Source organism: Thauera sp. ZXT1-4 (genome assembly GCF_052598215.2).
The window spans coordinates 1-12,004 of record NZ_JBQWSN020000021.1; the positions used below are offsets into that span (position 1 = coordinate 1).

8 protein-coding genes are annotated in these 12,004 nt (G+C 66.4%); 4 read left to right on the forward strand and 4 right to left on the reverse strand.

The annotated features are described in order from the left end of the window. Positions 1-165 precede the first annotated feature (165 nt). The 3 genes from ACUH78_RS14255 to gltX all read left to right on the forward strand — a co-directional run bounded on the left by ACUH78_RS14255 (position 166) and on the right by gltX (position 2,476). Positions 166-441, forward strand: a complete 276-nt coding sequence (locus ACUH78_RS14255) for a type II toxin-antitoxin system TacA family antitoxin (RefSeq protein ID WP_435751084.1) — start codon at positions 166-168, stop codon at positions 439-441. Continuing rightward, the gene (locus ACUH78_RS14260) at positions 442-942 is read left to right on the forward strand and encodes a GNAT family N-acetyltransferase (protein ID WP_445333793.1); all 501 of its coding nucleotides are present in this window, start codon (positions 442-444) and stop codon (positions 940-942) included. Between the two features lie 121 nt (positions 943-1,063). Further along, on the forward strand, positions 1,064-2,476 hold the full coding sequence (gene gltX / locus ACUH78_RS14265; protein WP_445333794.1) for a glutamate--tRNA ligase: 1,413 nt from the start codon (positions 1,064-1,066) through the stop codon (positions 2,474-2,476). Between the two features lie 19 nt (positions 2,477-2,495). Here the strand turns inward: gltX and ACUH78_RS14270 are convergent, their stop codons facing one another. The 4 genes from ACUH78_RS14270 to lysS all read right to left on the reverse strand — a co-directional run bounded on the left by ACUH78_RS14270 (position 2,496) and on the right by lysS (position 8,981). After that, positions 2,496-4,511: a sensor domain-containing diguanylate cyclase gene (locus ACUH78_RS14270; RefSeq protein WP_445333795.1), complete on the reverse strand. Its 2,016-nt coding sequence runs from the start codon at positions 4,509-4,511 to the stop codon at positions 2,496-2,498. 156 nt (positions 4,512-4,667) lie between these two features. Next, entirely contained in the window at positions 4,668-6,512 is a 1,845-nt protein-coding gene (mnmC, locus tag ACUH78_RS14275) for a bifunctional tRNA (5-methylaminomethyl-2-thiouridine)(34)-methyltransferase MnmC2/FAD-dependent 5-carboxymethylaminomethyl-2-thiouridine(34) oxidoreductase MnmC1 (protein WP_445333796.1), read from the reverse strand. A gap of 38 nt (positions 6,513-6,550) precedes the next feature. After that, entirely contained in the window at positions 6,551-7,474 is a 924-nt protein-coding gene (locus tag ACUH78_RS14280; RefSeq protein ID WP_445333797.1) for a DUF808 domain-containing protein, read from the reverse strand. A gap of 7 nt (positions 7,475-7,481) precedes the next feature. Beyond that, positions 7,482-8,981 carry a lysine--tRNA ligase gene (gene lysS / locus ACUH78_RS14285; RefSeq protein WP_418363220.1) on the reverse strand — a complete coding sequence of 500 codons (1,500 nt, stop codon included), beginning with the start codon at positions 8,979-8,981 and terminating at the stop codon, positions 7,482-7,484. Positions 8,982-9,175: 194 nt separating this feature from the next. Between lysS and ACUH78_RS14290 the strand changes: the two genes are divergently transcribed. Next, a complete protein-coding gene (locus ACUH78_RS14290) occupies positions 9,176-10,972 on the forward strand; it encodes a methyl-accepting chemotaxis protein (RefSeq protein WP_445333798.1) in 1,797 nt (598 codons plus the stop codon). Positions 10,973-12,004: the final 1,032 nt, after the last annotated feature.

Here is a 12,004-nt window from a genome sequence, read left to right on the forward strand (position 1 = left end):
CGCTCAGAAACCCGCCGCTGCACCATCGAGATGACGAATGTCGCTTCCGGGTCGGATGCAGTCAGCAAGCGCGGCGAGGGATCGTGCTCACAGGGATCGTGCTCACCCTTGAGTTGTGCGCACGACTGGCGCACAATTAGCGCATTGTTTTCCTAGGAGCGCTCGATGAACTCCCTGACCAAAGACACCCGCCTGCACATCCGGTGTGACCAGGAAGTTCGGCGTCTGCTCGACAAGGCGGCGGCCTACGCGCACATGAGCGTGTCGGAGTTCGTGCTGCGAAACGCTGTCGAGCAGGCCCAGACTCTGGTGCAGCAGCACGAGGCCATCACGCTGTCGCAGCAGGATTTTTCCGCGTTTCTCGATGCCCTGGATGCACCGGCTCACCCCGCTCCGGCCTTGCAGAGGGCGTTCGTCCGCCACGCCAGCCAGGTGCGTTGAGTGGAGTACCGCATTCGCGCGCTCGACAACGAGACGGCGACCGCCGATTTTGGATGTGGGGAGGCGGCGCTGGATGAATACTTGCACCGCTATGCTAGGCAGAACGTCAAGCGCGGAGTGGCGCGGGTGTTCGTGGCGACGCCGGCCGATCTGGTCAGCGAGGTCGCAGGCTTCTACACACTGAGCGCCGCCAGCGTTGCCGCCGAAAAGCTACCCGAGTCCTTGCGCAAGAAGCTGCCGCGTTACCCCGTCCCTGCCGCCTTGCTCGGTCGGCTTGCCGTGAGTGAAGTGGCGCAAGGGCAGGGCCTGGGTTCCATCTTGTTGGTCGATGCTTGCAAGCGGGTGGCCGCCGCCAGCCAGACGCTCGCGGTGGCGGCCATCATCGTCGATGCCAAATCGCCCGCTGCGGCCACCTTCTACAAACACTTCGGATTCGTCGAGCTTCCTGGCCAGCCGGGGCGCTGGATGTTGCCGAGGTCCCATTTCGTTCAGGGACTTTGAACGCCTGATTGTTCTCGACTCACAGAGTCCTTCGCCGTGCGCTTTCCGACCTTCACGGCCGCCGATGTCCCGGGCAATCGCTTAGAATCCACGTTTTGCCCAAGACCGCACCGACGCTGCCATGCCCCAGAATTCCATATCCCGTCCCGTCCGCACCCGCTTCGCCCCCAGCCCGACCGGCTACCTGCATATCGGCGGCGCGCGCACCGCGCTGTTCTCGTGGGCCTTTGCCCGTCGCCACGGTGGCAGCTTCATCCTGCGCATCGAGGACACCGACGTCGCGCGCTCCACCCCCGCGGCGGTGCAGGCGATCCTCGACGGCATGCAGTGGCTGGGCCTGGAGCACGACGAGGGCCCGTTCTACCAGATGCAGCGCATGGACCGTTACAAGGAGGTCATCGGCCAGATGCTGGCCGCCGGCGCCGCCTACCACTGCTACATGTCGTCCGAGGAGCTTGACCAGATCCGCGAGGCACAGCGAGCGCGGGGCGAGAAGCCGCGCTACGACGGGCGCTGGCGCCCCGAGGCGGGCAAGACCCTGCCGCCGCCGCCCGCGGGCGTGCAGCCGGTGGTGCGTTTCTGCAACCCGAGCGAGGGCGTGGTGGCCTGGGATGACCTGGTCAAGGGTCGCATCGAGATCGCCAACGCCGAGATGGACGACTTCATCATCGCGCGCGCCGACGGCACGCCGACCTACAACTTTTGCGTGGTGGTGGACGACTGGGACATGGGCATCACGCACGTCATCCGCGGCGACGACCATGTGAACAACACCCCGCGCCAGATCAACGTGCTGCGCGCGCTCGGCGCCGAAGTGCCGCTGTACGCCCACCTGTCGATGATCCTCGGCGACGACGGCACCAAGCTCTCCAAGCGTCACGGCGCGGTGAGCGTGATGCAATACGACGAGGACGGTTACCTGCCCGAGGCGGTGATCAACTACCTGGCGCGCCTGGGCTGGAGCCACGGCGACGACGAGATCTTCAGCCGCGAGCAGTTCGTCGAGTGGTTCGACCTCGACCACATCACGCCCTCGGCCGCGCAGTTCAACACCGAGAAGCTCAACTGGCTCAACGCGCAGTACATCAGGAAGGCGGACGACGCGTTGCTGGCCGCCGAGGTCGCCAACCGCCTGGCGCGGCGCGAGGTGAACCCCGAGACCGGCGTGACGCTGGAGGCGGTGGTGGCGCTGTACAAGGACCGGGTCGCCAACCTCAACGAACTGGCCGACTCGGTCGAGTTGTTTGTGGCCGATGTGCATCCTGCGCCGGAAGTGATCGGCCAGCATCTGACCGATGCCGCCAGAGCTGCGCTCGCCAGCCTGCGTACGCGCCTGGCGGACACGGAGTGGAGCAAGGCCGCGCTGTCGCAGGCGATCAAGGACACCATGGCCGAGCACGGCCTGAAGATGCCGCAGGTGGCTATTCCGTTGCGCGTGGCGGTGCTTGGCGTGCCGCAGACCCCGGCGATTGACGCGGTGCTCGAGGTGCTCGGGCGCGAGCGCGTGCTGCAGCGGCTTGATCGCCGCCTCTGAACGCAGTGAGGGCGTGGGTTCAGGCGCCTTCCGGCGGAATGATGTCCGATGGGTGGAGCATGACGCGGTTCCGCCCCTCGTTCTTGGCCTGGTAGAGCGCTTTGTCCGCGCGCCCGAGCGGTGTCTCGGGTTTGCGATCGTCAGGCCGCAGGCGGGTGACGCCGATGCTGGCGGTGACCGTGACGGCTGTGCCGTCCGCGGTGCGCACAGGATGGGTCTCGAGCGCCTTGCGCAGGCGCTCGGCAGTTTGCATTGCGCTCACCGCATCGTCGTCCGGCAGCAGCGCAGCGAATTCTTCCCCGCCGAGGCGTCCGATCACGTCCGAGTGACGCAGCGTCTGCCGGGACAGGGCGGCCAGGTTGCGCAGCACCTCATCGCCGGTAGCGTGGCCGAAGTTGTCATTGACCTGCTTGAAGTGGTCGAGATCGATCATCAACAGCGAGGCCTGTGTCGCGTGACGACTCACGCGACCGAGTTCGGCCTGTAGCCGCTCGAGGAAGTGGCGCCGGTTGGCCACCCCCGTCAGTGCGTCGGTGTTGGCGAGCGCCACCAGGGCCTCCTCGCGCCGCTTGTTCTCGCTGATGTCGTGGAACACCACGACGGCGCCGTTGAGTCGCCCGTCCTCGATCAGTGGCGCACAGGTCAACTCCACCGGAAAGCCGCTGCCGTCGCGTCGGATGAACCACTCTTCCTGCCTCCGGACCAAGCCATCCTTCAGCGTCTTGGCAATCGGGCACTCCGTTTCCGGGTAAGGCTGGCCGTCGTGGTGCGAATGGTGGAACAGCAGATGCTGACGTTTGCCTTCGATCTCGTCCTGGCGAAAGCCGAGCATGCGCAGGGCAGAGGTGTTGATGAAGCTTGTGTGACCTTCGAGGTCAACACCGTAGATCCCTTCCTCGGCGGTCATCAGCAGTACCTCGTTGCGCTGGGCGAGCTGTGAGATCTCGTGTGTCTGCGCAACCAGTTGTGCCCGCCACTCTCGCCGCGACAGGTGTGCGACGCCGAGGATGAGCCCCTGCACCAGCAGGAATCCCGCCAGACCCGAGAGGATCTTCTCCTCCCGTGCGGCGCCCAGCGCCTGAAGCGTGGGTGTTACGTCGCGCCAGATCGTCAGCGCGCCGACCGGTCCGCGACCCGGGTCGAGCTCTGCCCGGAAATCCTGCAGGGGGACGCGGAGCAGGTCGAAGTGCTGCCCGCCGGCGTGCATGCGTTCGATCTGGTAGGGGGCGTTGAAGGGAGCGAGCCTGCCTTCCTGGATCCATTGGCGGAGCTCGGGCCGTGAGTGGGCAAGCAGGAAGCAGCAGCTGTGGTCCTCGTGTGAGCGCGGGGGCTTGAAGGCGTCCCACATCGTGGCCGAAACCGCGTTGGGATTCAGTAGCACGCCGTAGCCGACCCCGGTCGACCGTGTCAGCCGCTCGATGGAACCGTCGAGAAGGGCCCCCAGTTCGATCAGCCCGACCAGCGCCGGTGGGGTGTCTGCGTGGTGGGCCATCACCGGCACGGCGCCACGCAGCCCGGCGAACGCACGGCCGATCTCGAAGCCGCTCTGGGCGATGCGCTCGCGGGCCGCTGCTTCGAGCAGGGGACGGACTTCGCCAAGCGCGTCACCATGCTCTCCGGGGGCATGCAAGCGCAGCACCGAAATGAGGTCCGGCGTCACCAATTGCAGCTGGCGAATGCCCAATTCGTCGCGCAACACCTGCCAGCGCGGCTCGAGCACGGTACGCAGGTCTTCCTGGAGCGCGGAGAACATTTCCCCGCGCTCCGAGCTGTCTGCAGGGTGCGGCAGGGCGGCGACACGCGTCATCAGGCGAATGAGCTCGGGCTCACTCGCAAGAATCTGCGCAAGGTTGACGAGGTTGCGTTCGAGCTCGGCCAGCTGGACCTCATAGGTCGTCCGCAGGGCGAGGATCTCCGTGTGCAGTTCCTGGGTGTTCCGACGCTCGTCCTGGCGGACGAAGTAGGCTGTTGCCGACAGGAAGATGAGGCCTGTGACGAAGCTTACGAGGATGAGGATCCGTCGATAGGTGATCACTTGGCTGCCCGTGGTCGGTCGCTGGAGTACGACAGTTCAATTATCCGTCTCCAGGATCGATTCAGAGCGTGTCAAAGTTGGCGAATTGTGGCGGCTTTGTAAGTATTCGTGCTCGGACGCGTGCGACGGTGAAGGTGATGTGGCGCCCGTTTGGGGTCAGGTGCTCGTGGCTTCGAAGCGTCCAGCGCGGATCGCGTCGGCCAGATCGCGCTCCAGCGGAAGGGGGTCGCCTTCGAGCTGGCTAGCCAGATGCTCGGCCACGAGCATGGACCAGACGAGCCCGCGGGCACCGAACCCCGATAGCGCGAACAGCTTTCGTCCGACATCGAGGGCGCCGACCATGGGCAGCCGGTCCGGCGAGGCCGGCCGGAAGCCGACGCGCCCGGCAAGCTTCGCGGCTTCGAATCCTTGCGCCGCGCCGGGCAGCATGCTCTCGAGCTTGGCCAAGTTCTCCGCGTGGTCGGCAGGGCGCAGTGTGGGGTCGTCGTCGTCCACCGCGAAGGTGGCACCGGCGCAGCGCAGGCCGTCGATCTCGGGGCTGATGTAGCCCCCGCAGCAGACGACGACGCGTGGCGGGCTGCTTGCCTTGGCGGGCAGCAGCGAGACTTGGCCGCGGGCGCTGACGACCGGCAGCGTGTTGGCCTGTGGAAAGCTCCGGATGCCGGTCCCTGCTGCCAGGATCAGTGTCGGTGCTGCGGCGATCCGGCTGCCGTCGGCGGCAATTGCCTCCCAGTGTTCAGCCACGTGAACGATACGATCGACCTGTGCGCCAAGATGTGTGTGGAGGGGGGCGCTGGCGCTCGCGCTGTCGAGCAGGGCACGACACAGGCTCGGCGGCTGAACCCAGCCGCTGTCGCCAAAGAACCAGCCACCGTGCCGCACCGCGCAACCGGCGATCGCCGCGGCTTCCTTTGCCTCCACGTAGCGCAGGTGCGTCGAAGGGAGTCCGAGGGCCTCGACCGCCTTGCGCATCTTGCCTTCCTGCGCGTTGTCCCGGGCGACGTGCAGCACGCCGCAGGCCTCGGCCCTGGGTGCGAACCCGTCGCGTCTCAGGCGCGCAATCATTTGCCAGCCATACAGGCTGCCAGCACGCGTCAGACGGCTCATGCGGTTGTCGTCCAGGCTGGGCAGTGGGCGCAGCACCCCGGCGTGGTTGCCGGACGCGCCCTGGCCGGGGCCCGCCGCAGCGTCGATCAGGTCGATGCGCCACCCACGCGCCGCCAGCCGCTCGGCTACGCTGCAGCCCGCGATGCCGGCGCCGATGATCAGCGCGTGGCGATGGGGTGCGGTCTCGGGCGGTACGGCTACGTTGAGGCGGCCGCGCAACATCTGGCGTTTGCCGCGGAAGCCGGGCGATTTCTCGAGCACGAAGCCGGCGTTGCGCAAGCCCTTGCGCACGTGGCCGGCGACCGACCATGTGGCGACGGTGGCCCCCGGTGCGGACAGGCGCGCGAGCTGGCTGTAGATGTGCTCCGACCAGAGTTCGGGATTGCGCGCGGGGGAGAAGCCATCCAGATAGATGGCATCGGCGCGAAGTGTCAGTTGGCCGAGCCCGTCGCGTGCATCGCCGAAGTAGAGCGTCAGCGTGACCCGTCCGCCGTCAAGGTGCAAGCGCTGCAGGCCAGGTGCAAGGACCGGCCAGCGTGCCTGGAGCTCGGTAGCGAGCGGCGCGAGCTCCGGCCAGCGAGCGTGCAGGGTTACGAGATCCTCGCGGGTGAATGGGTGGAGTTCGCAGGAGACGAAGTGCAGCCGTGTGCTGCGTTGCGCATCGGCCCGCCAGGCGGCCCAGGTGGCGAGAAAGTTGAGCCCGAGGCCAAAGCCCGTCTCGAGGATGACGAAGCGCTCGCGTCCCTTCCAGCGCTGTGGCAGGTCGTTCCCGGCAAGAAAGACGTGCTGTACTTGCCCGAGTGCGCCGTGGGCGGAGTGATAGACGTCCTCGAAGGCTTCGGACCAGGGCGTGCCGTCATCGGCGAAGGCGAGCCGGGCTGGAAAGAGCGGCATCAGGTCAGGGGGGCGGAGCGTGTGGCCTGGCGCCTGGCTCAGTGCGCGGCCTGTGCCTTGGCGGGCAGCAGGCGTTTCACCAGGCTGACGAGCAGCAGCACCGCCGCACCGGCGATGAGGCCAAACACCCCGTCAAGCAGGCTTGGCACCAGCGCGCCTGCAACGCCTTCCATGTCGACCGTGAGCGAGGCGATAAGGTGGTGCACAGGTGGCAGGCCGTGGCTGAGAATCCCGCCGCCGACGAGGAACATCGCCAGCGTTCCCAGCACCGAAAGTGCCCGCATCAGCCAAGGCGCCAGCCACAGCAGGGTGGCGCCGGTGCCACGGGCGATCGCGTTGGCCTGGCGGCGCAGGTAGAGGCCTGCATCGTCGAGCTTGACGATGGCCGCCACGAGCCCATACACGCCGGTGGTGATCATCACTGCGATGCTGATCAGCACGGCGACCTGGGTGGTGAAGTCCATGCCGCTGACCACGCCGAGCGCGATCACGATGATCTCGGCCGACAGGATGAAGTCGGTGCGGATCGCGCCCCTGATCTTGTCCTTTTCCAGCACGACAAGGTCGGCTTCGGGGTTGGTCATCGCTTCGACCACCTTGCGGCGGTGCTCGGCATCTTCCTTGCCATGGAGGTACTTGTGCGCCAGCTTCTCGACGCCTTCGAAGCAGAGGAAGGCGCCGCCCAGCATCAGCAGGGGCACGATCAGCCAGGGAATGAACGCGCTGATCGCCAGCGCGGCGGGCACCAGGATGGCCTTGTTCACCATCGACCCCTTGGCCACCGCCCACACGACCGGCAGCTCGCGGTCGGCTTCGACGCCGGATACCTGCTGTGCGTTGAGGGCGAGGTCGTCGCCCAGCACTCCAGCCGTCTTCTTGGTCGCCACCTTGGTCATGGTGGCGACGTCGTCGAGGATGCTGGCGATGTCGTCGAGAAGAACGAAGAGGCTGGTCCCGGCCACCGACGGCTTACTCCGGACGCATCTGCGGGAACAGGATCACGTCGCGGATTGCCGGCGCATCGGTCAGCAGCATCACCAGGCGGTCGATGCCGATGCCGCAGCCACCCGTCGGGGGCAGGCCGTACTCGAGGGCGCGGATGTAGTCGGCGTCGAAGTACATGGCTTCCTCGTCGCCGGCTTCCTTGGCCTCGACCTGGGCGCGGAAGCGCGCGGCCTGGTCCTCGGGGTCGTTCAACTCGGAGAAGCCGTTCGCGATTTCGCGCCCGACGATGAAGAGCTCGAAGCGCTCGGTGATCTCGGGGTCGGTGTCCGAGGCACGCGCCAGCGGCGAGACTTCGACCGGGTAGTCGATGATGAAGGTCGGCTCCCACAGCTCGGCCTCAGTGCAGGCCTCGAACAACTGCAGCTGCAGGCTGCCCAGCCCGCCCGGCTTCACCTTCTCGCCGAAGGCGACGATTTTCTCCTTCAGCCAGTCGGCATCCGCCAGCTGCACCTCGGTGAAGCCCGGATGGTACTTGCGGATCGCCTGCACGATGGTGAGGCGGTGGAAGGGCCTGGACAAATCCAGCTCGCGGCCCTGGTAGACGAAGGATTCGGTGCCCAGCGCCTCGCGCGCGGCCTGGCGGATCAGCCCTTCGGTGAAGTCCATCAGCGTCTTGTAGTTCGCGTACGCCTCGTAGAACTCCATCATGGTGAATTCGGGGTTGTGGCGCGGGCTGAGGCCTTCGTTGCGGAAGTTGCGGTTGACCTCGAACACCTTCTCGAAGCCGCCCACCACCAGGCGCTTGAGGTAGAGCTCCGGCGCGATGCGCAGGAACAGCTCCATGTCGAGCGCGTTGTGGTGGGTGGTGAAGGGCTTGGCCGCGGCGCCGCCGGGGATGGGGTGCATCATCGGCGTCTCGACCTCGAGGAAGCCATGACCCGTCATGTAGTTGCGGATCGACTGCACCATGCGGCTACGTGCCACGAAGGTGAAGCGCGTCTGCTCGTTCATGATCATGTCGACGTAGCGCTGGCGGTACTTCTGCTCGACGTCGGTGAGGCCGTGGAACTTGTCCGGCAGCGGACGCAGGCTCTTGGTCAGCAGGCGGATCTCGCTGGCCTTGACCGACAGCTCGCCGGTCTTGGTCTTGAACACCGTGCCGACGCAGCCGACGATGTCGCCGATGTCCCAGGTCTTGAACTGGGCATACACGTCCTCACCCACGCCGTCGCGCTGCACGTAGAGCTGGATGCGGCCGGAGAGGTCCTGGATGGTGACGAAGCTCGCCTTGCCCATGACGCGCTTCAACATGATGCGGCCGGCCACCTTGACCTCGACCGGCGTGGCTTCCAGCGCGTCCGCCTCCTTCTCGCCGTAGAGCTCATCGAGCTTGCCGGCGGTGTTCTCGCGCGAGAAGTCATTGGGGAATGCGCTGCCGCTGGCGCGCCAGGCGGCGAGTTTCTCGCGACGCTCGGCGATCAGGTGGTTCTCGTCCTGGGGCGGGGTGTTCGTCTGGTCGGACATGGTCGGTGTCGGGGCGGTAAGAGTGGATGCGGCGCGGGTGCGACCGCGGCGCGAAAGGCGTAATTGTGGCAGGCCCGGCACCATGCGGCAATCGCGTGCTTACCCGGGTGCACGTTTCTGCACGGCTGGGCTAAAGTCCGGCGCTCTTTGACCGATTAGTCCATTCAGACTATTTCTTCTGGCGGAAGATTCTCATGAGCACGTTCAGCGAACTTTACGAATCAGTGGAGCGGACCTTCTGGAACTCGCTGACCAAGAAGCTGCTCAGCCTGTTGATGTTGCTCGTCTTCAATCTCGGTTATTTCGCGATCTGGAGCAGCCTGCACGCCGACGTCGAGCAAGCCTTGCGGGCCGGGAGCGCCTCGCCCGAGACGCTCGCCCAGGTGAGTGCAGCCTTCGACTTCGGGCTGTACGCCATGCTGATACTCACCGCGTTCGCAGTCGCGTTCCTGGTGGGGCAGATCCTCTATTTGCGACACCTGATCGTGCGCCCGATCCGGGTCGTCACACGCATTTTCAACGAGATCGCCCAGGGGCAGGGCGACTTTTCCCGTGATCTGCCACTGACCACGCATGACGAGTTGCGTGAGCTTGCGCAGGGGTACAACCGCTTTGCGGTCAAGATGCGCGAGGTGATCGGCAGCGTGCGCACCATGAGCGTCAGCATTGCCCGCGAGGCGGTTCAGGTGAAACTGGGTGTCGAGAACTCGGCCCGTGACGCGCGCAAGCAGGGGGAGATGACGCGCCTGGTGTTCGATGCGAGCACCAGTTCCACCTCGGCGATCGCCGACGTGTCGGGCAGCGCGCGTGCGATCGACGGTTCGACGCGCAGCAACCTCGAGATCGCACGCGCTTCGCTCGCGGAGGTGCAGAACGTGGCGGAGAAGATCAATCTCGTCAGCGAGAAGCTGCAGCGCTTCAACCACACCGTCGACGACCTGTCGCAGCGTTCTGAGAGCGTCATGCAGATTGCCGCACTGATTCGCGAGATCGCCGATCAGACCAACCTGCTCGCGCTCAATGCTGCGATCGAGGCTGCCCGCGCGGGTGAGGCCGGGCGCGGCTTCGCCGTGGTGGCGGACGAGGTGCGCAAGCTCGCCGAGCGCGTCAACAAGGCCACCCAGGAGATCGTCGGCAACATCAATGGCATGCTCGAGCTGGTCGGTGAGACGCGCTCCGAGAACGAAGTCATCAACGCCGACGTGCATCAGACGCGCGAGGTGGTCACGCGCTCGGCAGCGCAGTTCGAGCACATGGTGGGCGAGTTCGAGCGGACCGGCGAGCAACTCACGCAAATTGCGGAGGGCATGGAGTCGTTGAACGAGACCAACGCACGCGTGCACGAGAACGTCAGCCTGATCCACGATCTGTCGACTACCGTGGCCGGCCAGATGGACCAGTGCGAGCGCCGCACCAACGAGCTTACCAAGTCGACCGAAGCGGTGCAGGAGCTGGTGTCGCGCTTCACCATCGGCAGCGGCGCCTTCGACAACCTGGTCACGCAGGCGCGCGAGTTCCGCGACCGGGTGCAGGCGACACTGCAGGCCATGGCAGATTCCAAGGTGGACGTCTTCGACCGCAATTACCGCCCGATCGCCGGCACCAATCCGACGAAGTTCAAGGTGGCCTGGAGCGACGAATTCACCCGTCGCTGCCAGGGCATGCTGGACGAGGCGCTTGAGCGCGCGCGCGGTGCAGCCTATGCCGTTGCGGTCAACACCGACAGCTACCTCTCGGCGCACAACGCATGTTATTCGAAGCCGCTCACCGGCGATCCGGAAAAGGATCTGGTCGGCAACCGCACCTGCCGCAAGTTCGAGCGCCCGCCCGAACTGCGCGCGGCGCGCAATACGGAGTCCATGCTGCTACAGACCTTCCTGCGCGACACGGGCGAGGTGCTGTGCGACATCGCCATGCCGATCATGGTGAATGGCCGCCATTGGGGCAACGTGCGCATCGGCGCGCCGGCGGAGGCGCTGCTGGAGCGCTGAAGCGCTGCCCCCTGAGCAACCCGGCCTTCATGGTTACCGTGAAGGCCGGGTTGCTCAGTCCACCGCCCGTTGCAGCACTCCGATCGGTGGCGCCCAGTCGGTGCCGGGCTGCTTCTTGCGCGTGACCAGCGTCAGCTGGGCTGGGGCGAAGACGTTTGCGTTGTGGGTGACCGGCGTGGTGATCAGGTATTGCGCGCGGGTAGCGCGCAGGAAGGTGCCGACGCGGTCGATATTGGCGACGTCCAGGTGAGCAAAGGGCTCGTCGATGAAGACGAAGCCGCCCGGGCGGGATTCGTCCATCAGCAGGCCGATCAGCAGGATCAGCGACTTCATGACCTGCTGCCCGCCCGAGGCCTCGCCGTCGTTGAGGCCCACCGCACCCTTGCGGTCGAAGTCGAAGCGCACCTCCAGCCCGGCCTGGGCGAGCGAGAGGTCGTCGTTGTCCAGGTGCGGGGTGGGGCAGTCCACGCTGACGTTGGCCAACTCGCCGAGCGCCTTCAGGTTCTTCGCGTACTGGCGCACGGTGGCGCGCAGCTTGGCGATGTAGGCGGCGCGGGCGTTGTCGGTGTGCAGGCGTGCGGTGGTGCAGTAGCCCTGGCGGTTGAGGTAGTCGCGCTCGCGTAGCGCGACGTCGGCGGCGAGGCGGTCGCGCACGACCAGCACCGCGGGGTCGGTGATCCAGTCGCCTTCGTCGAGGTGGCGGCGCAGGCGTTCGACTTGCAGGCGGGCGCCACGGGCATCGCCGTATTTGTCTGCGAGCAGGGCGAGCTCGCTGGTGTCGAGCCAGTGCGCGGGCATGCCGCGCCGACGGCGGCGCAGCTTGAGGATGCGTTCGGCCTGGGTGTGGCGGCGCGGACCGTGCTCGCGCGCAATGTCGGCCAGGCGCAGGTCGATGGCCTTGAGTTCGCGATTGCGGCGGTCGAGCTCGATCTGGATGCCGTTGAGCTTTTCGGCGAGACGGTCCATCTCGCCGCGCGTCTCGGTGCGCTCGGCAATCGCTTCGGTGAGCGCCCTGCGCGCGGCGGGCAGCTC